The sequence below is a fragment of the Candidatus Clostridium helianthi genome (assembly GCF_045310795.1).
Taxonomy (GTDB): Bacteria; Bacillota; Clostridia; order Clostridiales; family Clostridiaceae; genus Clostridium; species Clostridium helianthi.
Genome location: NZ_JBJIAB010000006.1, coordinates 120,318 through 144,237 on the forward strand (window position 1 = coordinate 120,318; position 23,920 = coordinate 144,237).

21 protein-coding genes are annotated in these 23,920 nt (G+C 30.5%); 1 reads left to right on the forward strand and 20 read right to left on the reverse strand.

Going from position 1 to position 23,920, the window contains the following annotated elements; all coding sequences use genetic code 11:
* Positions 1 to 67: 67 nt before the first annotated feature.
* From ACJDTP_RS06950 to cdaA, 3 genes are all read right to left on the reverse strand, one after another.
* Positions 68 to 1,669, reverse strand: a complete 1,602-nt coding sequence (locus ACJDTP_RS06950; RefSeq protein WP_077842545.1) for an NAD(P)/FAD-dependent oxidoreductase — start codon at positions 1,667 to 1,669, stop codon at positions 68 to 70.
* Positions 1,670 to 1,840: 171 nt separating this feature from the next.
* Positions 1,841 to 3,061 carry a CdaR family protein gene (locus ACJDTP_RS06955; RefSeq protein WP_406760843.1) on the reverse strand — a complete coding sequence of 407 codons (1,221 nt, stop codon included), beginning with the start codon at positions 3,059 to 3,061 and terminating at the stop codon, positions 1,841 to 1,843.
* On the reverse strand, positions 3,034 to 3,864 hold the full coding sequence (gene cdaA, locus ACJDTP_RS06960) for a diadenylate cyclase CdaA (protein ID WP_406760850.1): 831 nt from the start codon (positions 3,862 to 3,864) through the stop codon (positions 3,034 to 3,036). Before cdaA ends, ACJDTP_RS06955 begins: the two co-directional genes overlap by 28 nt.
* A gap of 259 nt (positions 3,865 to 4,123) precedes the next feature.
* On the opposite strand from cdaA, the gene ACJDTP_RS06965 reads away from it, so the two are divergent.
* Entirely contained in the window at positions 4,124 to 4,729 is a 606-nt protein-coding gene (locus ACJDTP_RS06965) for a cell wall hydrolase (protein ID WP_077842547.1), read from the forward strand.
* Positions 4,730 to 4,799: 70 nt separating this feature from the next.
* Here the strand turns inward: ACJDTP_RS06965 and iadA are convergent, their stop codons facing one another.
* From iadA to ACJDTP_RS07050, 17 genes are all read right to left on the reverse strand, one after another.
* Positions 4,800 to 5,975: a beta-aspartyl-peptidase gene (iadA, locus tag ACJDTP_RS06970; RefSeq protein ID WP_406760844.1), complete on the reverse strand. Its 1,176-nt coding sequence runs from the start codon at positions 5,973 to 5,975 to the stop codon at positions 4,800 to 4,802.
* A 161-nt stretch (positions 5,976 to 6,136) separates the two neighbouring features.
* The gene (locus ACJDTP_RS06975; protein ID WP_406760845.1) at positions 6,137 to 7,402 is read right to left on the reverse strand and encodes a tetratricopeptide repeat protein; all 1,266 of its coding nucleotides are present in this window, start codon (positions 7,400 to 7,402) and stop codon (positions 6,137 to 6,139) included.
* A 151-nt stretch (positions 7,403 to 7,553) separates the two neighbouring features.
* Positions 7,554 to 9,173, reverse strand: coding sequence for a phosphoenolpyruvate--protein phosphotransferase (ptsP, locus tag ACJDTP_RS06980; RefSeq protein WP_017209683.1), 1,620 nt, complete (start codon positions 9,171 to 9,173; stop codon positions 7,554 to 7,556).
* A 231-nt stretch (positions 9,174 to 9,404) separates the two neighbouring features.
* Entirely contained in the window at positions 9,405 to 10,439 is a 1,035-nt protein-coding gene (locus tag ACJDTP_RS06985) for a ribonucleotide-diphosphate reductase subunit beta (RefSeq protein ID WP_077842550.1), read from the reverse strand.
* Positions 10,440 to 10,692: 253 nt separating this feature from the next.
* On the reverse strand, positions 10,693 to 12,924 hold the full coding sequence (locus ACJDTP_RS06990; RefSeq protein WP_406760846.1) for a ribonucleoside-diphosphate reductase subunit alpha: 2,232 nt from the start codon (positions 12,922 to 12,924) through the stop codon (positions 10,693 to 10,695).
* 196 nt (positions 12,925 to 13,120) lie between these two features.
* Positions 13,121 to 14,476: a sensor histidine kinase gene (locus ACJDTP_RS06995; RefSeq protein WP_078116894.1), complete on the reverse strand. Its 1,356-nt coding sequence runs from the start codon at positions 14,474 to 14,476 to the stop codon at positions 13,121 to 13,123.
* Complete coding sequence (locus ACJDTP_RS07000; RefSeq protein ID WP_023974808.1) at positions 14,448 to 15,140, reverse strand: response regulator transcription factor; 693 nt, start codon at positions 15,138 to 15,140, stop codon at positions 14,448 to 14,450. The genes ACJDTP_RS06995 and ACJDTP_RS07000 overlap by 29 nt, the downstream gene beginning before the upstream one ends.
* A gap of 69 nt (positions 15,141 to 15,209) precedes the next feature.
* Complete coding sequence (locus ACJDTP_RS07005; protein WP_270566979.1) at positions 15,210 to 15,971, reverse strand: tetratricopeptide repeat protein; 762 nt, start codon at positions 15,969 to 15,971, stop codon at positions 15,210 to 15,212.
* A 40-nt stretch (positions 15,972 to 16,011) separates the two neighbouring features.
* Positions 16,012 to 16,569 (reverse strand): Fe-S-containing hydro-lyase, encoded by a 558-nt coding sequence (locus ACJDTP_RS07010; RefSeq protein ID WP_077842554.1) that lies wholly within the window; start codon positions 16,567 to 16,569, stop codon positions 16,012 to 16,014.
* 308 nt (positions 16,570 to 16,877) lie between these two features.
* On the reverse strand, positions 16,878 to 17,720 hold the full coding sequence (locus tag ACJDTP_RS07015; protein ID WP_023974811.1) for a fumarate hydratase: 843 nt from the start codon (positions 17,718 to 17,720) through the stop codon (positions 16,878 to 16,880).
* Positions 17,721 to 18,298: 578 nt separating this feature from the next.
* The gene (gene cwlD, locus ACJDTP_RS07020; RefSeq protein ID WP_077842556.1) at positions 18,299 to 18,961 is read right to left on the reverse strand and encodes an N-acetylmuramoyl-L-alanine amidase CwlD; all 663 of its coding nucleotides are present in this window, start codon (positions 18,959 to 18,961) and stop codon (positions 18,299 to 18,301) included.
* A 520-nt stretch (positions 18,962 to 19,481) separates the two neighbouring features.
* Positions 19,482 to 19,874: a 30S ribosomal protein S9 gene (gene rpsI, locus ACJDTP_RS07025; RefSeq protein ID WP_008426638.1), complete on the reverse strand. Its 393-nt coding sequence runs from the start codon at positions 19,872 to 19,874 to the stop codon at positions 19,482 to 19,484.
* Positions 19,875 to 19,900: 26 nt separating this feature from the next.
* Positions 19,901 to 20,335, reverse strand: coding sequence for a 50S ribosomal protein L13 (gene rplM / locus ACJDTP_RS07030; RefSeq protein WP_011967539.1), 435 nt, complete (start codon positions 20,333 to 20,335; stop codon positions 19,901 to 19,903).
* Between the two features lie 160 nt (positions 20,336 to 20,495).
* Positions 20,496 to 21,230 carry a tRNA pseudouridine(38-40) synthase TruA gene (gene truA, locus ACJDTP_RS07035; RefSeq protein ID WP_077842557.1) on the reverse strand — a complete coding sequence of 245 codons (735 nt, stop codon included), beginning with the start codon at positions 21,228 to 21,230 and terminating at the stop codon, positions 20,496 to 20,498.
* A 16-nt stretch (positions 21,231 to 21,246) separates the two neighbouring features.
* Complete coding sequence (locus ACJDTP_RS07040) at positions 21,247 to 22,053, reverse strand: energy-coupling factor transporter transmembrane component T family protein (protein ID WP_017209692.1); 807 nt, start codon at positions 22,051 to 22,053, stop codon at positions 21,247 to 21,249.
* Positions 22,054 to 22,061: 8 nt separating this feature from the next.
* On the reverse strand, positions 22,062 to 22,931 hold the full coding sequence (locus ACJDTP_RS07045) for an energy-coupling factor transporter ATPase (protein ID WP_078116890.1): 870 nt from the start codon (positions 22,929 to 22,931) through the stop codon (positions 22,062 to 22,064).
* Complete coding sequence (locus ACJDTP_RS07050) at positions 22,916 to 23,767, reverse strand: energy-coupling factor transporter ATPase (RefSeq protein WP_077842559.1); 852 nt, start codon at positions 23,765 to 23,767, stop codon at positions 22,916 to 22,918. Before ACJDTP_RS07050 ends, ACJDTP_RS07045 begins: the two co-directional genes overlap by 16 nt.
* Between the last annotated feature and the right edge of the window lie 153 nt (positions 23,768 to 23,920).

The window sequence follows — 23,920 nt, forward strand, 5'->3', positions numbered from 1 at the left end:
GTAATATAATATATCTTCCTCATCTTCTGAAAAGATTATACTAATTCCATTCATGTTATTTATGATCTTATTTTGGTAAATCGAATTTTTCAATTATGTGTTCGGCAACCTTTATCCCGTCAACAGCCGCTGATATTATGCCACCTGCAAATCCTGCCCCTTCTCCAGTTGGATAAAGTCCGCATACATTTATACTTTCAAGCGAAGTATTTCTATTCAATCTAACTGGCGCTGATGTTCTTGTCTCAATTCCCGTTAAAATTGCATCTTCTCTTGCATACCCTTTTATCTTTTTATCAAAATTTATAATTCCTTCTTTAAGAGCTTCTACAACATAATCAGGTAGACATTCTTTTAATTCCCTGAATTCATACCCTGCAGTATAACTTGGGATTACCTCACCTAACTTAGTTGACACTCTATCCTTCATGAAGTCTCCTACTAATTGAACAGGTGCTTTATAATTTCCACCACCTAGCTTAAACGCTAAACTTTCGTAGTGCCTTTGAAATTCCATTCCTCTAAGCGGTGAACTTCCTTCAAAATCTTCTGGGGAGACAGTTACCACTAGTGCTGAATTCGCATTATCTAAATCTCTTGCATGATAACTCATACCATTAGACACAAGTCTTCCTTCTTCTGATGCTGCTGCAACCACTACTCCACCAGGGCACATACAAAATGAATATACACCTCTTTTTAGCTTTTCGCTTTGATATGTAAGTCTGTAATCTGCAGCATGTAATTTAGGATGATTATGATTGTTGCCATATTGGTTAACATTTATTAATTCTTGTGGATGTTCAATCCTTACCCCTATTGCAAATGCCTTTGCATCCATTGATACATTTTCTCTATATAACATCTCATATGTATCTCTTGAACTATGTCCTATAGCTAGCACTAAAGCCTCACATGTAATATTCTTTCCATTAACTACTATGCTCTCTAACTTTCCATCTTTATATGTTATTTTCTCTAACTTAGAATTAAAATTAACCTCGCCTCCAAGCCTCTTTATTTCTTCTCTGATATTCTTAACCACACCTTTTAAAAGATCTGTTCCAACATGGGCTTTGCTCTCATATTTAATTTCTGCCGGTGCCCCTGCCTTTATTAGTTCATCAAGGACAAATGAACACCTGTGATCTTTAATTCTTGTAGTTAATTTTCCATCAGAAAATGCGCCTGCTCCTCCTTCCCCAAATTGAACATTTGATTCTAAATTAAGACATCCATCCTTCCAAAACTTTTCCACAGTCTCAGTTCTTTTATCTACATCTTCCCCACGTTCATACACAATTGGTCTATATCCATACCTTGCTAATGTTAATGCTGCAAAAATTCCTGCTGGTCCAAATCCTACAACTACTGGTCTCGCTTTAATTTCTTCAGTACCACTTTTTATTGACTCAATTTCTCTAATTTCTTCAAAACTTATATCCTTATCATGTATTCTTGATAGTAACATTTTCTCTTTTTTACAAAATACATTGACACTAAAGCTTATTTTTATATCATTCTTTTTTCTTGCATCTATACTTCTCTTAATTATATCTAACCTACTAATATCTTCCTTTGATATATTTAGCTTTTTACATATTTTTTTCTCTAAAATATTTAAATCATCATCTAAACTTAAATTTATATTATTTATTCTTATAGCCACAGACTTCTCACCATATCCTTTCAACAAACAATCTATAATTATATATCTATTCAATCAAATTTCATATCTTATTTATTATTTCCCATCCTACCTTACTCCAAACTAATTCAAAGAAATTATATCATAAAAAATCACAGTATTAACAAATTAATTAATACTGTGATTTTATTATTATCCCTTCTTCTTTATTGTTACACTAACATTTCCAACATCTGATACTGTTACATTATTGGCATTAACAAGTGTTGCCTGAGGTGTATAATCAAAAGTCCCTTCTTCTTTTACATTAGCTAAATCTAGTATGACACTTATATTTTGTGAACTTATCTTATCTAATGCTTCTTGTGTACCTGATAATTTTACATTAGATACTAAACTTTGATTTGTAACCAAAAATACATCACTTAAATTCTTGTACTGAACATTGCATTCTATATTTTTAGTTGTATTCTCTTCCTTCTTTAATTTAAATTTAGCCTTAATTGATCCATCTCCATCACCTATCGAAATACCTTCTTGTAAGTTAAGTTTGACATCGACTTCACTATCAGGCTGCAATGATGACATATCCACAGCCTCTGTATCTATTGATTCCAACTTATTTAAAATCTGACTATCACCTAATACAGTTACATTATTTTTACTTAACTCATATCCATCTAAAACAAACCCTTGAGGTACATTTCCTGTAGTCTTTAAATTAACTGGCACGGTCTTCCCATTCGTAACAGTAATTGATAGCTTTGCAGTTTTTATATTAGATTCAATATTGCTAACTGCATTTCCAAATGAGTCTATAAATTGTATATTATAATCACCTTGCTTATTTTTATCTACATCCTTTTCTTCGCCAGTCAAAATAGCTTCAGTAACCTTATCTACAGAACTTTTACCCCCTGTTATTGTTACGGTCTTTGGATTTATGCTTTGCTCTTTTTCATAAATATTTTCTTTATACATTACTTTTACTTTTGAGCTTATCGTAAGTTCCTTTTGGGTCAATTCCTCTAGATTAACTTTTATACCCAACATCCCATTATTCTTTATAGTTATATTTTCAGGATAACTCATTATTTGGACTGGTATGGTATTTTCTCCTACTTTAAGTGCATAAGCCGACATATCAGCTACAATCTTAAAATCTTCTTTTTTCACCTTTAATATTTCACTTGATGGCCCCTCTAATTTTAAATCCACCGTAAATGGCTGTTTATTTACAATTGCGAATTTTGAATCTGCTAGGGAATCCTCATTAGTTAATTCTACTGGTATTCCTTTTAATTCATAAGTCCTGAGTGGGTTCTCAACATTCGAGATATATAGCCACAGAACCACTGATAACAGTAAACAAATAATTTTAACAATTAACGTTCCGTTTTCACTTTTATCCATGACCTCACCTTCTCTCCCGCCGTTTTAACTCTTTTTTGGTTTCTATTTTCTACTACCTTAGTTAGTATAAGCTTTAATCTATCCTTATCATATCCCCTTGTAATTTTTCCGTTGATCGCTAGCGATACTACACCTGTTTCTTCAGATACGATTATAACTAGTGCATCAGAGACTTCTGATAAACCTATCGCTGCCCTATGCCTTGTTCCTAATTTCTTATTTATAGAATTATTACTAGTAAGCGGCAAAACGCATCCAGATGCTAAAATTCTATTATTTCTTATTATTGTTGCTCCATCATGTAGAGGAGTATTAACAACAAATATATTTTCCAAAAGATTCGAGGTGATTTTGGCATCTAATACTGTTCCTGCACCAATTAATTCATTCAAACCGGTACTTTGCTCCATTACAATTAGAGCTCCTGTTTTGCTTTCTGCTAAGTTTTGCACAGCAATTGTAATTTCATTAATAATAGTATTAAAATCTTCTCTATTATTAAGATAATGATCATCGAAAGCACTTCTTCCCAAATGTTCTAAAGCCCTTCTAATCTCTGGTTGAAAAATTATAACTACAGATAATACCCCGATGGTTAATGTCTTATTTAATATAAAATATAACATATCTAGTTTTAATAAATAACTGATTGGAATAAGTGCTATAATTAATACTATTCCCTTTAATAATTGTTCTGCCCTTGTTTCCTTTATTAGCATATATCCTTTATAAAATATATAGGATACTACTAGTATATCTAGTATGGACCATATAGATATATTAGAAAAGCTTTTTATTAACATTGTTAAAAGTTCTTGCAAATTTCTCACCTCTTTTTCTCTCACAATAAAATTATACAACAAATACTATGTTATTAGATATAAAGAGAATTATTATTTTCTTACTTTTTAATTATTTTTATAGTAATTTTTTATTACTATTAATTAATTATAGTTTATATCGTTATAAAATCCTATAAATGATTATACGAATAAATAGTGTATATAATTACTTTCTTTGGCAATAATATTATTTGTTGCATTATACCGAAGGAGGTTTTTTATGAAAAAGACATATAGTATTTTTGTAACTGCGTTAATACTATATCTTTCCGTTATTAATATGAATCCAGCATTTGCGTCTAATTTAGCTGGATCTCATAGTGAAATTAAGACTACTTATGAAAATCCAAAAATGAAAGTAAACTACTTAAGTGCTAATATAAACAATTCTCAGTCTGATGAGAAAAACAACGAAGTTTTAGAAGTTTTCAAACATGATACTCAACAATTATATATAACGGGTGAAGATATAGATCTAATGGCAAAACTTGTATCTGCTGAAAGTGGTGGTGAACCATATGCTGGAAAGGTTGCTGTAGCTTCTGTAGTATTAAATCGTACTATTGATCCTCATTTTCCAAATACTATTAGAGAAGTTATATTCCAAAAAAATGCCTTTTCATGCGTTAAGAATGGTAAAATAACTGCTAATCCAGATCAAGATTGCTATAATGCAGTATACGATGCGATTAGGGGCGCTGATCCAACAAATGATGCCTTATTTTTCTATAATCCGGCTACCGCAACATGTCATTGGATGAAAGAAACACAAAAAGTGAACGAAAAAATTATAGGGCATCACACTTTTTTCAAAGTAAAAGTGTAGCCTCTATATATTAATTTAAAAATAATGGGTTATATCAAATAAAAATGATATAACCCATCTCTTATTACAATTACTTTTCAAAAAATCCTTTTACAATTACTTCTCCATTCTCCATCATTTTCTTTCCATTTGCAAAAACCATCTCTATATCTAAAGATTTTTCGTCAACTATCACTAAATCTGCATCTTTTCCTGACTCAATTGTGCCTTTATTGTTAAATTTCATGATTGATGCAACATTTGATGTTACTACTTTAATAGCGTCTGCAATTGGCACATTTTGTTCATTAATTGCATATTTAATTTCCCTGTATAATGTTGAAACTGAGCAAATTTCATATCCTTCTAGCTTTCCATCTTTATCGAATTTCTCCATACTTCCATTTCCATCTGAAGTGAAAGTTATATGGTCTATAGGTAATTTTTCATCTAAGTATTTTTTTAATCCTTCACCAGCTCTAAGTTCGCCTTCTCCTAAATTCTCTAGGTCGCAGCTGGTTGTTAAGTCAATGAAGCCACCTTTTCTAACATACTCTAAGCCTTCCTTAAATAGCTTACCGTTTCTATTGATATGAGTCGGTAGTAACTGAGTCTCAGGAATTTCCGTCTTATCTAGCAATTCAAATAAATAATTTAATTTCCTGTTTCCTTCACCTAAATGTATGTTAACAATTCCACACTTATTTGATAGAAGACCTCCAACTCTACTTTCTGCTACTGCATTTGCAAATACTTCAAAGGTTTGCTGAGAACTTCTATGATCTGAAATAGCTATTTCCCCTATTCCAATTATTTCTTCAATCAACATTAAATCGCTTTTAATTGAGTCTGTTACAGTCTTAACAGGCAACTCATATGAACCAGTAAAACAGTATGCAGACATGCCATCTTGTTTTAGTGCTTTCGCCTTTGCTATCAATGATTTCATGCTTCTGCATGTTCCATCTGTTCCTATACATCCTACAACCGTGGTTATTCCCGCCTTAACCAAGCTAGATAATGGCATTTCAGGAGTTCTTGTATTATATCCACCTTCGCCTCCAGCACCTATAATGTGAACATGACCGTCTATAAACCCTGGAAAAAGTAATTTATTTCTTCCATCAATAACCTCAACATCTATCGGAGCAATTTTAATATTAAGATTTTCATATATCCCTTCTATTTTGCCCCCGGCTATCACAACATCTTTTATTCCAAGGTGCTTAGGTGCATACACGTTACATCCTTTAATTATTGAAATCATATTCTCACCTATCCTTTATTTTAAATAAATACTCTAAATCATCACATCTAATAATAAAATGCCGATTATGTGATTATCTTTTCCTAATAGATATATTAATATGACAGTAATTTGCTTTTAAATTAAGAAGAATAAGTAATTTCTAATTTGAAACTTATTTCTTATTCATTAATTATATTTTTTATATTATTATTAGCATACATTGAATCTGGATAATTATTTATTAGTATATTTGCATACTGCTTACTCTTATCCTTATTTATAGGACTGTTTAATAATGCTAGATCATATAGCGTTTCCTCTACATATACACCATTAGGATACTGACTATAATATTCCTCATATTGCTTTATAGCTGCAGAGTTGTCAGATAGCTTTGAAGAGCTACTTGCTCTATAAAATAATATATGTTCTTTTAAACTATTCCCTTCACAGTATGCATACGCTTTATCTAAAAAAACTTTAGCATCTGAATATTTATTTTCATTAAAACTCTTTAATCCATTTTCATAAAAGCTTGAAACCCCTTGATCTTTTATTAAATCAACAGCTTGCTTATATACTTCTTGATCATCACTATTTATAGATTCCTGTTTAATATCCTTTATTTGTTCATATATACCATCTAAATCATTGTTATTTATTAATGCTATCATCTTATCCTTATTAAAGTTAATATTATTATGTTCATCTTTTACTTCTTCTTTTAATGTCTCTGGAGCAGATTCTGTATTATCCTTTACCTCATATGTATCAGCTTCTTTATTAATATCACTTTCATCTTTCGTTGTTTCTTCAACGGTATTATTTAAACTTTTATATTTTGATATAACTGTATATCCACCCACTACAATAGCAGCCACTATAACCATAATTATTATTCCAATTAAACCCTTTGATGAGCTTCTTTCTTCTATAAATGTTCCACTGTCTTTCAATTCCTTCTCAATATTTTTCGCTGTAATTGCATTTTTATCGACATTTAGTGCTTTCTCTGCATATTCTCTTGCTCTGTAGAAATCACCTTTCTTCTGATAGCACATAGCAATTCCAGTATTCACCTTAATAGAATTAAAATCACTTTCTGCACATCTCATAAATATATTTAATGCTTTATCGATCTTTAACTGCTTTAATGCCTGTTCACCCTGCCTATATAACTCTAATCTCTTTCTATCTAAAATTGAATCATTTATGTAACTTTTTGCACTACTATCATTATTTAAATCACTATTCATTTTCCATGCTGTAACTGCTTCGTCTAAATTACCCTTTTGATATAATAAAAGCCCTTTAAAGTTTAATACATTTGGGTTATCCAACCCTTCTAATAATATATCTTCACATATTTCTAAAGCTTTATCTATTTGTCCCATCTCATAGTAACTCATAGCTTTATCATGAGCCCTTTTAACCTTCTTATTCATAAAATTCCCCTTTGTAATTCTTAATGCAATATGTTTTACTAGTTCATAATATCTATTATATCGCACTCAATTATAATAATTAAATATAAAAATTAAAGCTACCTCAATTAATTTTGAGATAGCCTTAATTACATAAACGATATATTATATATTATTCTTGTTCTAACATTATTTTTTTAGCATTTAAGATTGATGTAGCACTCATTGAGAATTCATCTAATCCATATTCAACTAATGTTGGGATAGCTGCTTCATCTCCAGCCATTTCTCCACACATTCCAACCCACTTACCGTGTTTATGAGCTCCATCAATAGTCATCTTTATTAATCTTAATACTGCTGGATGCATTGGATTATAAAGATATGAAACTTTTTCGCTCATTCTATCAGCTGCTAATGTGTATTGAATTAAGTCATTAGTTCCTATTGAGAAGAAATCAACATGCTTAGCTAATTCATCTGCATAAACTGCTGCTGCTGGAATTTCAACCATTATACCCCATTGGATCTTTTCTGAATATTCTTTTCCTTCAGCCTTTAATTCTGCTTTACATTCTTCAACAACTTCTTTTGCTTGCTCAAATTCTTCTAGCCCAGAAATCATTGGGAACATAACTGCAAGATTTCCATATATAGAAGCTCTAAGTAATGCTCTTAACTGAACTTTAAATATGTCTTTTCTGTCTAAACAAAGTCTTATTGCTCTATATCCTAAGAATGGATTCATTTCTTCTGGCAATGGTAAATATGGAAGCGTTTTATCTCCTCCGATATCTAAAGTTCTTATAACAACTTGTTTACCTTCCATTTTTTCAAGAACGAATTTATATGATTCATATTGTTCATCTTCTGTTGGAGCACTATCTCTATCCATATATAAGAACTCTGTTCTGAATAATCCTACACCGTCTCCACCATTTGCTAAAACACCTAGTACATCCTCTGGTTTACCAATGTTTCCGCAAACTTCTATTCTTCTACCTGATTTAGTAGTTGTTTTAACATCTATTAATTTCTTTAATTCTTCTTGTTCTGCTTGGAATTTTGCTTTTTTCTCTCTATATTCTGCTAAAACTTCTTCTGATGGATTTATAATAACATCTCCTGTTATTCCATCAACTATAACTGCATCTCCTGTTTTAACAGCTGTAGTTATATCACCTAATCCAAGTACTGCTGGAATTTCTAAAGTTCTAGCCATTATAGCTGCATGTGAAGTTCTTCCACCTATATTAGTTATAAATCCAACAACCTTAGTTCTATCTAATCCTGCTGTATCAGATGGAGTTAAATCGTGAGCTACAACTACTGTGTTTTCTTCAGTAATTGCAAAAGAATCTCCGCCCTTACCTGCAAAATTTGATAATATTCTCTTAGATACATCTTTAATATCAGCAGCTCTTTCTCTCATATATTCATTATCCATAGATTCAAATATAGCAACAAAAGTATTAGCAACACTCTCAATAGCCTTTAATCCATTTATACTATTGTTTTCAATTTCCATCATCATTGCTCCAGTAAATTCTGGGTCATCTAATAATGTAATGTGTGCTTCAAATACAGCTGCCTTCTCTGCACCCATTTCTTTTTCTGCCTTATCCTTAATAGCTTCTAATTGTACTTTAGAATCATCTAATGCTTTTTGCATTTTTGCTTTTTCTGCATCTATATCTGCAATTTTACTGTCATTTATAATGATTTCCTCATGCTCTTGTAAAAATACTTTTCCTATTGCATATCCTTTAGAAGCAGCAATACCTTTTTTCATAATATGGAACTCCTCCTTGATTGTAAATTTCATTTATTAAGTAAGTATTTCTTACATTAATTCGTGTATTTGCAAGTTTTATTTTAAGTATAAACCTTTTCTATTATAACATAATTCACAAAAAAATTAACTTAAATTTAATCGTTTTTTATGATTTTTACTAAAAAAAGTATTCCCTCATTTATCTATTACTACTTATTTCCTATTATTTTCTATATTTTATAAATCTATTTATAAATCATCAATTAAAGTTGTCACTTTTGCATACGCTGTAGACCTTGCTTCAAAGAAATCAGTTTTAACAGAATTTGCATTTGATAGAGCATCTACCCATGAAGCTGGGTTCTTATCTTGTTCTTTGAATAATGGAGATAAATTTATTTCTTTCAACCTTTTATTTCCTAAATATTTAATATAATTTTCAATTAGTTGCTTATTTATTCCTTGTATCTTATCTCCTATAACATAATGTCCCCATAAAATTTCTTGTTCTACACCAATCTTCATCATATTTCTTAATTCATTTTTTACCTCTTCAGTAAATAACTCTGGATTTTCATTTTGTAGCTCTTTTATAATATTTCTAAAAAGCCAAAGATGAGTATTTTCATCCCTATTTATATACCTAATTTCTTGTGCTGATCCTGGCATCTTACCATTTCTCTCCAGGTTATAGAAGAACATAAATCCAGAATAAAAATATATACCTTCTAATATGTAATTAGCCATAAGTGTTCTTAATAAATTGTATTCCGTTGGATTCTCTATAAATTCATTGTATAAGTCTCCTATGAATTTATTTCTTTTTAAGAGTATCTCATCATCTTTCCATTGATATAATATTTCATTCCTTTTTTCAGGAGAACATATGCTATCAAGCATGTAGCTATAGCTTTGCGAATGTACTGCTTCTTGAAAACTTTGAATTGTTAAACAAAGATTTATCTCACTTGCTGTAATATAATTATTTATATTACTTAAGTTTGCTGTTTGTATAGAATCTAGAAATATTAAAAATGACAATATCTTATCATATGCAATTCTTTCTTCTTCTAATAGGTTTTGATAATCCTTTAAATCTTGTGAAAGATTTACTTCCTCCGGTATCCAGAAATTATTCATTCCTTGCCTATACCAGTCTGAGACCCAGCTATATTTCATATTATTAAAATCATTTAAGTTTGTAGTATTCCCGTTTATAATTCTCTTTTTACTGATTTCTCTATCTCCCAATTCATTAAAAAGAGGTTTTTTATTTATAGTCATATCTGCACTCCTATTCTCTAAGTACTATATAGCTAACGTATGTTAGTTATATAGCAATTAATTCTAAACATTTTATATCTTAACAAATCATAATTATTCATATATTTTATTTTTCATAAGTTCAAATAACCAAGTAATATCAAAGAACTTAATTAGCTTGAGAACCCAAATATAAAATTTGAGTTCTCGTTTATCAATCTCACTATGTATAAACCCTACTGCCAACTATTTATCCATAGATTACAAAGTACTCTTACGCTGAACAAGTTTCACATTCTGTCACTTCTAATGATTTTGATCTGACATAATATATAGATTTAACGCCACATTTACATGCCTCTATATATAAGTTCATTATTTGCCTCATTGTATAGCTACTCGTTATATAAAGATTAAAGGATTGACCTTGATCTATATGCCTCTGACGTATTCCGTTCATTTTAACACACCACATTTGTTCTATATTATAAGCCGAATTATAATACCAATAATTATCTTCTGAGAGATTTGGTGCAGTCTTAGGAATTATACTTCCCTTTTTCTCTTCTAAATAGAATCTTGCCATAATAGGATCAATTCCTTCTGTTGTTCCTGCAATTGTTGCCGTCGAACCATTTGGTGCTACTGCAATTAAATATCCATTTCTAGTTCCAAATTCATGAACTAGCTCCTTTAGTTCATTCCATTTAGAGCTATTGTAGTTTCTTAGTTTAAAATACTCTCCAGTATCCCAATCAGATCCCTTAAACAATTCATAGCATCCTTTTTCTTTTGATATGTTCATACTGGCTTTTATAGCATAGTAGTTTATCTTCTCATAAACTTTATCCACAAAACTTTTATGTTCTTCTTCCGTCCAATGTATCTTATTGTTAACAAGCATATGATGATACCCACTAGTCCCAAGACCTATCGCCCTATACTTTTTGTTCGTAATCTCAGCAAAAGGAACTGAATAATAGTTTAAGTCAATTACATTATCCATTGCTCTAATCTGAGTTTCAACAACATATTCCACCTCTTCATCATTACATACATCTATATTTCCAAGTACTACTGATGAAAGATTACATACAACAAAATCTCCTGGTATTATTTTCTCAACCACAGCATATTCATCTTTATCACTAATAATTTGACTCTTTTGTATCTTCATCGGACTCATATTCTGCATGATTTCAGTACATAAATTTGATGAATATATCATTCCTTTATGCTTATTCGGATTCATTTTATTTGTCATATCTCTATAAAATGCGAATGGTGCTCCTGTTTCAACCGCACTCTTTATGATTAATCTCACTAAATCTTTTACTGACATTACTCTTTTCTCTATTCGCTCATCACTTACACATTCATAATACTTTTTTTCCCATTGCTCTCCATAAAAGTCTTCTAATGCATATCCTTTAATGGTCTTAATCTCATGTGGACACATCATATACCAATTAGCATCTATATCATTTTCAGCAAGCCTCCAAAATAAATCGGGGTAGCATATGCCTGGAAATACATCATGTGCCTTTTTTCTATCATCCCCATTATTAGTTCTTATTTGAAGAAACTCAGGAATATCCTTATGCCATGCATCTAGCCATATTGCCACTGAGCCATTTCTAACACCTAGCTGATCTACAGCTATTGCTGTATCATTAAATAATTTAACCCATGGTATTACCCCTCCAGATGCTCCCTTAAAGCCTCTTATTGGTGAACCTAATGCTCTAATTTTTCCCATATATATGCCCATTCCACCGCCAAATTTAGATACTTTAGCAAAATTATCAAGCGATTTATAGATTCCCTCTAAACTATCTTCCACTGAATCTATAAAGCATGAACTTAATTGATAAAATGGCTTTCGTGCATTAGAGATTGTTGGAGTTGCCATAGTGGCTTTTAACGAACTAAGTACATCATAAAATCTCTTTGCCCAATATACTCTATTTTCTTCTTTCTCTGGAATTGCAAGATGCATAGCTATTCCCATAAACATTTGTTGAGGAAGCTCTATAGGGCTTCTATTATAATCTTGAACTAAGTATCTGCTTGCTAAAAGATTGATTCCACTATAATTAAATAGAAAATCCCTTTCCGGCTTTATATCCTTCTCCAGTTCTAAAATATCATCTCTTGAGTAATTCTTCAAAATATATTCTCCATAAAGACCTCTTTCAGTTAGAGATTCAATAAATTCGTAATAATTCTGGTATAAATTCTTATCCTCCTCTAAATTTCTAGAACTTCTAACTCTATCATAAAGTTCATATGTATACGCTCTAGCTGCTACATATTGCCAATTAGGCTCCATATCTGTAGTTAATTCCAGCGCTACTTGTATCAATGAATTTCTTATTTCTCTTTTATTCATATCTTTTCTTATAATTGGATTTAAAGCATCTAATAGTTTATCTTCTGTATAAAGTCCCTCATTATCTTTAATTGCATTAATAGCATCTTTGCATAATTCACTCAAAAGCGACATTCAATTATCTCTCCCTACTACATATTGTGTTTTTTGTATGTAATTTAATTTTTCTATACAACATATCGTATATTATAATTGTTAGCATCATAATTGTAAAACCTTAAAATTTATAGATATATATGAAAAAAGTAGCTAATCTTTAGTTTTCTATAGATTAACTACCTAATTGATAAAATTTATTTATTAATATTTTTTATCCCTTATTTATTGGAAGCATAAGATAAATTTTAAACATATCTCCTTCTTTTTTTATTTTAACTTCTCCACCATGAAGTTCAACTATACTCTTTGTGATTGCTAGACCTAATCCAGAACCTTCTACTTTAGAATTTCTAGACTTATCTCCTCTTGCAAATCTTTCAAACATTTCGTCTTCATTAAAATCCATTTCGTAATTAGCAATATTTTTCACGCCGACATTAACAAAATCACCATCTATTTTTACATTAATATAAACCCTAGTATTGCTCATTGAATACTTTAGTGAATTAATTATTATATTTTCTAAGGCTCTTGACATCATCTTTCCATCAAGTTCCATATATACAGCATCTTCTTCACTTGTTACTTTAAAGGAAATATTTTTTTCCTCATATAAAGTACTATATTCACCTATCCCTTGATGTATTAATGATAGTATGTCTATTAACTCTCTATTTAATTTAATTTTCCCACTATTGATTTTTGACATTTCAAATAAATCTTCAATTAATACTTTTAATTTTAGCGACTTTCTCTCTAATATTAATAAGTATTCTTCTCTTTCTTCCTCTGTTATATCACTATTCTTTAGTATGTTAACATAATTTATAATTGATGTTAAAGGCGTCTTTAAGTCATGCGATACATTCGATATTAATTCTGTTTTCAGTTTCTCATTGTGAACACCATTTTCTAATATTTCCTTATATCCCGCTTTTATTAAGTTAATATTTTTTGCAAGCTCTTTTATCGCAGGCGATCCATCCAATTTAATATCATCTTGCAAATTTCCTTCACTAACTCTTCTAAGTGCATCATTTACCACTATTATGTCTAGAGTCTTCTTTAATGCATACATCATAGTGAAAAATAATATTATAATAACAAATACACTTCCTTTAAATGGATACGTTTGGAAGAACTTCACAAATATATTATTTTCATATCCTCCAGTAGCAAGAAAATATAAATATGCAATTAATAATATCAATGCTAATGCAATCGATATTATTAATTTGCTCCTTGTTTCTTTATAATGAAACCCATTTTTAATTACAAAAATCACATTATTAACAAAATCAGATTGTATTCTAGGTGAATTTTGATTCTTTTTCAATATGAAAATAATCTTTGTAATAAACGCCACATATATAACAGCTAAGAAAATTAGTCCTCTTAAATCACTTTTAATTCTATTAACTGCTAAACTGTGTTGTGACCTATTAATTTGTATATAATCACCCAATATTGAAAGTAAAAATAATGTTATCAATGCTACAATTATTATATCAACTAAATAAATGCTACTAAAATATAGGTTAATCTTCCTTTTCAATCTTGTATCCAATCCCCCACACCACCTTGATATATTCAGGCTCTTTTGTGTTTATTTCAATTTTTTCTCTTATTCTCCTAATATGTACGGTTACTGTATTTTCACTTTTGTAAAATATTTCTTCCCACACGTTTTCGTATATCTCTTTAATAGAAAATACTTTTCCTAAGTTTGATGCTAGCAAATATAATATTTTGTATTCTGTAGCTGTTACCTTAACATCTTCTCCTCGCAAAGTAATCTTTTTTGCAACAGTATCTATTACCAAATCTTTAACTTTAATTATATCCTTACCCTCTTCCACATTTAGCGGTTTCTCATATCTTCTTAATTGAGATTTAACTCTTGCTACCAATTCTAAGTGGTTAAATGGTTTAGTTATATAATCATCCGCCCCTACATTTAATCCTAATATTTTATCTGAATCTTCGCCCTTTGCAGATAACATTATTATAGGTAAGTTTTGACTTTCTCTTATCTTTAAACAAGTACGTATCCCATCAAATCTAGGCATCATTATATCTAGTATAATTAAATGTATCTTTTCTTTTTCAAGAATATCTAAAGCTTCCAATCCATCCTCAGCCTTAAATACTTTTAAATTTTCGCCTCTTAAATATATTTCAATTGCATCTCGTATTTCCTTTTCGTCATCAACTACTAATACATTGAACATACAAATTCCTCCTAAAGTCCACGTCTTACATAATATTGTTTTATAATGAACTTATCTTCTAATATTAAATTAATTATACACTGCTTTTTGAAATTCTTCTGAATTTTTAACTGGATCAAAATCATGCTCTTCTTTTGCTATATCCTTTATTGATTCATCCATTTGTATTGCTTTATTCAAATATAGCATTGTATTTTTTATATCTCCTCTTCTTCCATAAATAGATGCTATACCATAATAACTCCATTCATAATCTTCAACATCTAAAGCCTTATTATACCATTCAAGTGCGTCATCCATTCTTCCATATAATTCATATGTAAGTGCTTTATTAAACCTTGCATATCCATAGTTATTATCAATACTTAATGCCTTATCTATATCATCTATACCACTATTAAAATCTCCATTATAAGACTTCGCAATTCCTCTTATATTATATCCCATTGCATTACTTGGAAATTCATTTATAAGCAAATCTGCTTTGCTAATTGACTCAGTGTACTTATGTGAAAAAAATAAATTATATGCTTCATCGTATAATTCATTTTCCCTTTCCGAATAACTAGACTTTTCATTTGTTTTATCATTAACAGCCTTTTTAGAATCATCCTTCATATCTATACTTTCTAGTTCTTTATTGGCTACATTATTATCTGATTGTTGCGTTCCCTCAGGCATTATTATTTCTTTTTCTTCTTTATATTTCTTATCCTTGCTATTTCTATTTTCTATAAATTCATGAGCTATTATCCCCAATGCTATTAGCACTAGCACAAATAATAGTATTCTTTTATTTTTCTCTTTTCCTGGTAACTTAATTCTGCTCATATATTTCTCCTTTTAATACGGCTTAATATATAACTTCATTTTATTTTACCGAATCTAAATATTCTCTTTGACCAATTTCATACAAGTTATTTCCTTGAGCATCTATAATAACAACTAGAGGCATATCCTTAACCTCCATTTTTCTTATAGCTTCAGCGCCTAAATCTTCATAAGCGATTATTTCAGACTTAGTAATACTTTTTCCTATTAATGCAGCCGCCCCTCCAATTGCTCCAAAGTATACTGCCTCATTCCTTTTGATTGAACTAATTACTTCATCGTTTCTTGCACCTTTACCTATCATTCCTTTTAGTCCAATGTCCATTAATTTAGGTGCATAAGCATCCATTCTGTAGCTAGTTGTTGGACCAGCAGATCCTATAACAGTACCTGGCTTAGCTGGTGATGGTCCAACATAGTATATAACCTGATCTTTTATATTAAAAGGCAGTTCCTTCCCTTCATCAAGTAATTCTATTAATCTTTTATGTGCGGCATCTCTAGCAGAATATATTATCCCACTTAACAAAATACTATCTCCTGCTTTTAATTGTCGTATCTTTTCTTCATTAAGAGGTGTCTCTAATTTAATTTCCATACCTTTTCTCCAATCATACATATAATTTCAATTTTTATTTCTAATACATTCTTACTGATTAGACTTCCAATAAAATATATAACTCTAAAAAGTTTAATTCATCACAGCTTAATCTTATATAGATAACCAAATTATAAATTTGGCATATTCATTATACTAACTCAAGTAAATTGAAGAACTAATCCAATGTATAAGTAAAATTCTTGAATTGCTTATCTATAAATAGTCAAATAATGAAAGTTAGATAATTCATAAAGAATTAGCTATGTTATTTAGAACTTATATATATCTTATTTAAATTATAGTTTTTATAGTATTACCTCTTTATGTCTAGTAGCATGACAATTTATATTTACCGCAACAGGTAACCCCGCAATATGCGTTGAATAAGTCTCTATATTTAATCCTAATGCAGTTGTTTTACCTCCGAAACCTTGTGGGCCAATTCCTAATTTATTTACTTCTTGTAATAATTCCAATTCTAATTCCTTGTAAAATTCATCTTCATTCCTTATATTGATGGGTCTTAATAATGCTTTCTTAGCTAAGTATGCTGCCTTATCAAAAGTCCCTCCAATTCCAACACCTATTACCATAGGAGGGCATGGGTTAGGTCCTGCCGCTTTAACTGTATCTATTATGAACTTCTTCACTCCATCCAGTCCATCTGATGGCTTTAGCATACCTATTTTGCTCATATTTTCGGAACCAAATCCCTTTGGCGCTAATATGATCTTAACCTTATCGCCATCCACTATGTCATAATATATTATAGCTGGAGTGTTATCCTTTGTATTAACCCTTCTTATCGGATCTTTTACTACCGATTTTCTTAGAAATCCTTCCTCATATCCCCTACGTACACCTTCATTAATCGCATCTTCAATCCTTCCACCAACTAAATGGACATCTTGTCCTATTTCAATAAATACACATGCCATTCCAGTATCTTGGCACATAGGCATTTTTTCATTTCTTGCAATTTCTGAATTTATTAATATCTTATCTAAAACATCGGATGCTAATTTCCATGGTTCTTCTTTCTTAGCATTTAATAATGCATCATTAATATCTGATCCTAAGAAATAATTAGCTTCAATTGATAAATTTTTAATAGCTTCTGTTATAAGTTCAACATTTATTTCTCTCATTCTTACAGCTCCTTTATTATCGCTTATAAACTATACATTTATACTTATTACTACATATAAGTTTAAAAGTATTTCTTACTATTTACAACCCCAAATAAATTTTATTTAATCCAATAATTCTCAGACCTCCATGCAAGCAATTGCAGTATATACTGTACATCATAATCATAAACGGAGCATTCTATATAATCATTTTTAGTATTTTTCTGTTTAATATTACTAAATACTTTCTCTATTTTTAAATTTATCGCTCATAATTATAGTTCATTACTACTATAATTATATATATATGTTGCAATAACTGGCTTACATTTAAAATACTTGTAAGCCAAGTATTGAATTTTAAAAATGCAGGAATTCAATTGCAACATATATAATTATTTTATATATTTGAGAGGTTAATTTATGAACCCTAAAAATTTAGATAAATTCCTAACTATACTAATTTACTTTTTAATTGTTCTTTTAACCTGTTTGCTATTGTATAATCTTTTTTTATTAGTAGACAAATTATATCACTCTTATGACTATCCAAAAAACAGCATAAAAGTTGGTCCTATTTTTATGAATTTAAATAACTAGCTATCTTTACTTTCAAAATATTTATTGATACCAGCTGTTATTCCTTTTGCTATTTTGTCCTGATGTTCATCACTTTTTAGTTTTTGCTCTTCCTCATAATTAGATAAAAAGCCACATTCTACGAGAACACATGCACCCTCATATCCATCTCTAAGTATTCTATATTGTTCCTTTGCTGCCTTGGGAACTCTCTTATTATTATCATTTATTGTTTCTTTAAGTGACGCTTGAATATTTTCTGCTAAAGACTTGCTGATCTCATTCGATGAATACCAAACTTGAGACCCAAAGCAACTGGACTGTGGAAACATATTCTGATGTATAGATATAAATGCATCACATTTAACATCCTTCTTCATTTGACATCTGGCATTGAGATCTTTAACTTTCTTCGCATCCAATTGAGAATCTCCCTCTCTTGTCATATACACAGCATATCCAGCATCCTCCAACTCCTTTTTTAACTTTAAAGATATAGATAAATTTATATCCTTCTCTATAGTTCCACTCTTTGATTTTGCCCCACCATCAATTCCTCCATGACCAGGATCTATTAATATTATCCTTTTATCTTTATTTTCTTCGGAATTTGTTCTTACTGGGATTCCAGACATTAAGCAAAATATGCAGAACAATGCTATCCATTTTTTCATTCTCATAAAATTATTCCTCCAAATCATTTAGACTTACATAGTGTATTGTTTGCTATACACTCTTAATTATTCAAATTCATTTATATTAGTAAATTTTTATTTTTTTATTAGAGATATTTTATGGAACACTCAATAGATATCTCACTACAATTTTTTAATATAATATCTGAAATATTTAATCAATTGGAATCTACCTTCAATTACCATATATAGAAATGTTAATAATTTTATAAAGAATAAATTATATTATTTAGGACTTATTAAAATACATATATATGTATTCTAATAATGAAGTTACATTTAGAATTCTAATAGCTAAAGAATTCAGTTAAGGCAAAATATATAGATTTAGTTTCAACATATATATAATGGAAGAGTTTATAACTATATTAAGGAATAGCACGAGAACCGCATTATTAGGCATGTAATAACTATTATTTGTATTTGTTCATTAAAGATTACATATTTCTATATAAAATAAAAATCCCACAAACACCGCGTTTGTGGGATTTTTGATCTCCAAATATTATCTCTTTGAGAATTGTGGAGCTCTTCTTGCTGCTTTAAGACCGTATTTCTTTCTTTCTTTCATTCTTGGGTCTCTTGTTAAGAATCCAGCCTTCTTTAATTCTGGCTTTAAAGCTTCATCAGATTTAACTAATGCTCTAGCTATACCATGTCTAATAGCTCCTGCTTGACCTGTAAATCCACCACCGTGAACATTTACTAAAACGTCAAATCTATCCTTAGTTCCAGTTAAAACTAATGGTTGGTTTACGATAACTCTTAATGTTTCTAAACCAAAAAAGTTTTCTATTTCTCTTTTATTTACAAGAACCTTACCACTTCCTGGTACAAGTCTTACTCTTGCAACTGATTTCTTTCTTCTTCCAGTTCCCATGTATTGAACTTTTGCCATTTCTTTTTCCTCCTCCCGAGATCGTATTAGTATCTTAATTCTAGTACTTCTGGTTTTTGAGCTGCATGATTATGTTCTGCACCCCTATATACATTTAATTTCTTTAACATTTGTCTTCCTAAAACACCGTTTGGAAGCATTCTTCTTACTGCTTCTTCAAAAGCAAATTCAGGCTTTTTATCTAATACTACTCTATAAGGAGTTTCTTTTAATCCGCCTGGGTAAAGACTATGCTTTCTCATTAATTTTTGATCTAATTTCTTACCAGTTAAAACTACCTTTTCTGCATTAATTACAATAACAAAATCTCCGCAGTCAACATTAGGTGTAAATGTTGGTTTATTTTTACCTCTTAAAATTGAAGCAACTTGGCTAGCAACTCTACCTAGTGGCTTACCAGCAGCATCAACTACATACCATTTTCTTTCAATTTCACTTGCTTTAGCAATGTATGATTTCATCTGTTTCCCTCCCTGAACTTACATTAATTCTTTACTCATTATTTTAAGTAAGATTTTTTATGTCAAGACCCGGGGCTAGTGGATCTTATATACATAAATGTTTTAACAAACAAACCTATTATAATACACGCACACGGGCGTGTCAACACATTTTTATGATTTAATAGAAAACTTTTTCTAATATTAATCCGTTTGGCGGTACGCACATTCCTGCTTTTTTTCTATTTCCTTCTTCTATTATATCTTTTATATTTTCCGCTTCTAGTTTTCCATTTCCAATCTTTATTAACGTACCTACTATTATTCTCACCATATTATACAAAAATCCATCAGCCGTAATAAATATTTTTATTTCATCTCCATTTTGCTCTATATAGAGATCCTGAATAGTTCTTGTTGTAGTTTTTATTGAGCTTCCAGGAGACATAAACGCCCTAAAGTCATGTCTCCCTATAAAATATTCACATGCTCTTCTCATCTCATTTATATCCAATTTATACTTATAATGATACAGATATTGATGACCTAAAGATAACCTTTCATATCTATTTACAATTGTGTAAGAGTATGTCTTTCCCTTTGATGAATATCTTGCATGAAAATCTTCACTTACTTCTTCTGATTTAATTATAGATACATCTTCTGGCAGTCTTGTATTAATAGCTTCTCTAAACTTATCTCCAGGTATTGAAGAATTAGTCAGAAAGTTTGCAACCATTTCCCTTGCATGAACACCTGCATCAGTCCTGGAACTTCCATTAATCATAATTTCCTCTCCAGTAGCCTTAAATATTGCTGTTTCTATTACTTTTTGAACAGTTCTGCCTTTGGGTTGCCTTTGCCACCCGCAAAAGTTACTTCCATCAAACTCAATAATTAATTTTATATTTCTCATTTAAGTTATCTTACTCCTATAGCATAATGAATCTTACCGCTATGCACCATAAAACTAAAATACAAAATACAATAAAAGCAACCAGATCCCTATACGAAAACTCAAGTATTTTCATTCTAGTTCGCCCAGCACCACCTCTATAGCCTCTTGCTTCCATTGCCATTGCTAATTCATCTGCTCTTCTAAATGAACTGATAAATAAAGGCACTAATAATGGTACTAAACTCTTAGCCTTTTTTATTATTCCACCTGACTCAAAATCAGCACCTCTAGCCTTCTGAGCTTTCATTATTTTATCCGTTTCATCTATTAAAGTAGGTATAAATCGTAAGGCTATTGTCATCATCATAGCAAGTTCATGAGCCATTTCTTTTCCAATTGGCCTTAATAATTTTTCGATTCCATCAGTTAACTCAATTGGAGATGTTGTTAATGTTAACAGTGATGTTCCTACTATTAATAGAATTAGTCTTATTGCCATAAATGCTGCAATACTTAACCCCTCTGGATATGCCTTTAAAAATCCAATGCTAAAAACTTCTGTCCCTTCAGCGCCCCTAACCATAAATATGTTTAGAGCAGCTGTTAATACTATCAATAGAAAAATTGGCTTCAATCCATTAAAAATAAACCTAAATGGCACCTTTGCGATCAATATTATAGCTAGTAAAAAAACAACCACAAAAGTATAACCTATAAATTTATTTATGATAAATAAACACGCAATAAAAAGTATTGATATAAGTATCTTTGTTCTAGGATCTAACTTATGAACAAATGACTCTCCAGGTAAATATTGTCCTATTGTAATATTCTTCAACATAATTTTGTCTATTCCCCTTTCACTTTATTTATCCTCAAAGTAGACAAAAGTTGCTTTTTTGCTTCCTCTATCGTAAATATATTATCTGGAATGTCAAATCCTTTTTTTCTTAGTTCTCTTATTAGATATGTTACCTGAGGGACGCCAAGTCCTATCTTCTCTAGCACATCAACTTCTTTAAATACTTCTGCTGGAGTTCCTTGTAGTGCTACTTTTCCACCATTCATCACAATAATTCTTTCTGCAATCTTTGCAACATCCTCCATACTATGACTAACTATAATTATAGTCATATTATAATCCTCATGTAGCTTTCTTATCTGATCTAATATATCATCTCTACCCTTTGGATCTAACCCTGCCGTAGGCTCATCCAATATTAGTGTTGTAGGTTGCATTGCTATAACCCCTGCAATTGCTACTCTTCTCTTCTGACCGCCACTTAAGTCAAATGGCGACCTATCTTTATAAGTCTCATAGTCCAGACCAACCATTTCCATGGCCCTAATTACTCTCTCATTAATTTCACTATCTGAAAGACCTAAATTTCTAGGCCCAAATTCAATATCCTTGGCTATAGTTTCCTCAAAAATTTGATATTCCGGATACTGAAATACCAAGCCAACCTTTTTTCTTATATCCGTAAGCTTTGCTTTTTTATCAGTAATATTTGTTCCATCAACAATTATTTCTCCACTAGTTGCTTCTAGTAAACCATTAAAATGTTGTATTAAAGTAGATTTACCAGAGCCAGTATGCCCAATTAGTGCTACAAATTCTCCATCTTTTATTTCTAAAGACACATTGTCCAATGCAGTCTTTTCAAATGGACTCTTAGGCATATATATGTGTGTTAAATTTTCTACTTTAATTGACATAATTCATTCACCATCTCATCCACATTTAATATTTTTTCGTTTATATCTATTCCTGCCTTTTTTAGCTCATAAGCTAATTCAGTAACCTGTGGAACGTCTAAACCTATCTTTTTCATTCGCTCTACCTGAGGAAAAATTTCTCTAGGAGTCCCCTCCATTTTTACACTTCCACCATCCATTACTACAATTCTATCAGCTTGAGCTGCCTCATCCATGTAGTGTGTTATCAATACAATAGTAATACCATGAATTTTATTTAATTCATTTATGGTTTTTAGAACTTCCCTTCTACCTGATGGATCCAACATTGCTGTCGGCTCATCAAAAATTATACATTCAGGTTGTATTGCAAGTATTCCTGCTATAGCAATTCTTTGCTTTTGTCCACCAGATAAAAGATGTGGTGCATGCCTTTTATATTTGCTCATTCCAACTTTCTCTAGACTTTCATCGACTCTTTTTCTTATTTCTAATGGTTCTATTCCTAAATTCTCTGGTCCAAAAGCTACATCTTCTTCTACTATAGTAGCAACTAATTGGTTATCAGGATTTTGAAACACCATTCCTGCTCTAGATCTAATCTCCCATACATTCTCCATTTTACTAGTATCCAAGCCATCTACAATCACTGTTCCCTCTGATGGTACGACCAATGCATTCATATGCTTAGCTATTGTTGATTTACCTGATCCATTATGTCCTAAAACTACTAAAAACTCCCCCCTTTTTACCTCCAAATCTACATCTTTTATTGCATATTTTTCTTGCTTAACTCCTTCTGTATCCTTTACATATTTAAAAGATACTTTTGCACACTTTATCATCGCATCACTCATAGTGTACCTCCCCATGATGTTTTATAGTTTTAATATATTATACAAATGTTTTTCATTAACAACATAGTTGTCTTTGATATTAAATTATTATTTTCATTATATCTCAAAATCCAGCATATTCAACAAAAAAATATATATCTTGAGTAAGAAAAC

What these genes read in the sequence shown, in the direction of transcription:
- iadA (WP_406760844.1), bottom strand. Translation starts at nt 5,975, where the DNA reads ATGATTTCAATAATTAAAGGATGTAACGTGTATGCACCTAAGCACCTT.
- ACJDTP_RS07000 (WP_023974808.1), bottom strand. Translation starts at nt 15,140, where the DNA reads ATGTTCAATGTATTAGTAGTTGATGACGAAAAGGAAATACGAGATGCA.
- truA (WP_077842557.1), bottom strand. Translation starts at nt 21,230, where the DNA reads ATGAGAAATATAAAATTAATTATTGAGTTTGATGGAAGTAACTTTTGC.
- ACJDTP_RS06955 (WP_406760843.1), bottom strand. Translation starts at nt 3,061, where the DNA reads ATGGATAAAAGTGAAAACGGAACGTTAATTGTTAAAATTATTTGTTTA.
- ACJDTP_RS07010 (WP_077842554.1), bottom strand. Translation starts at nt 16,569, where the DNA reads ATGGAAATTAAATTAGAGACACCTCTTAATGAAGAAAAGATACGACAA.
- ACJDTP_RS07045 (WP_078116890.1), bottom strand. Translation starts at nt 22,931, where the DNA reads ATGTCAATTAAAGTAGAAAATTTAACACACATATATATGCCTAAGAGT.
- ACJDTP_RS07005 (WP_270566979.1), bottom strand. Translation starts at nt 15,971, where the DNA reads ATGAGCAGAATTAAGTTACCAGGAAAAGAGAAAAATAAAAGAATACTA.
- rplM (WP_011967539.1), bottom strand. Translation starts at nt 20,335, where the DNA reads ATGAAATCATACATTGCTAAAGCAAGTGAAATTGAAAGAAAATGGTAT.
- ACJDTP_RS06985 (WP_077842550.1), bottom strand. Translation starts at nt 10,439, where the DNA reads ATGACTATAAATAAAAAACCTCTTTTTAATGAATTGGGAGATAGAGAA.
- ACJDTP_RS06975 (WP_406760845.1), bottom strand. Translation starts at nt 7,402, where the DNA reads ATGAATAAGAAGGTTAAAAGGGCTCATGATAAAGCTATGAGTTACTAT.
- ACJDTP_RS06965 (WP_077842547.1), top strand. Translation starts at nt 4,124, where the DNA reads ATGAAAAAGACATATAGTATTTTTGTAACTGCGTTAATACTATATCTT.
- ACJDTP_RS06990 (WP_406760846.1), bottom strand. Translation starts at nt 12,924, where the DNA reads ATGTCGCTTTTGAGTGAATTATGCAAAGATGCTATTAATGCAATTAAA.
- rpsI (WP_008426638.1), bottom strand. Translation starts at nt 19,874, where the DNA reads ATGGCAAAAGTTCAATACATGGGAACTGGAAGAAGAAAGAAATCAGTT.
- ptsP (WP_017209683.1), bottom strand. Translation starts at nt 9,173, where the DNA reads ATGAAAAAAGGTATTGCTGCTTCTAAAGGATATGCAATAGGAAAAGTA.
- cdaA (WP_406760850.1), bottom strand. Translation starts at nt 3,864, where the DNA reads ATGTTAATAAAAAGCTTTTCTAATATATCTATATGGTCCATACTAGAT.
- cwlD (WP_077842556.1), bottom strand. Translation starts at nt 18,961, where the DNA reads ATGAGAATGAAAAAATGGATAGCATTGTTCTGCATATTTTGCTTAATG.
- ACJDTP_RS07050 (WP_077842559.1), bottom strand. Translation starts at nt 23,767, where the DNA reads ATGAGTGATGCGATGATAAAGTGTGCAAAAGTATCTTTTAAATATGTA.
- ACJDTP_RS07040 (WP_017209692.1), bottom strand. Translation starts at nt 22,053, where the DNA reads ATGTTGAAGAATATTACAATAGGACAATATTTACCTGGAGAGTCATTT.
- ACJDTP_RS07015 (WP_023974811.1), bottom strand. Translation starts at nt 17,720, where the DNA reads ATGAGAGAAATAAATGTTGAACTTATAACAGAAGCTATTAAAAATTTA.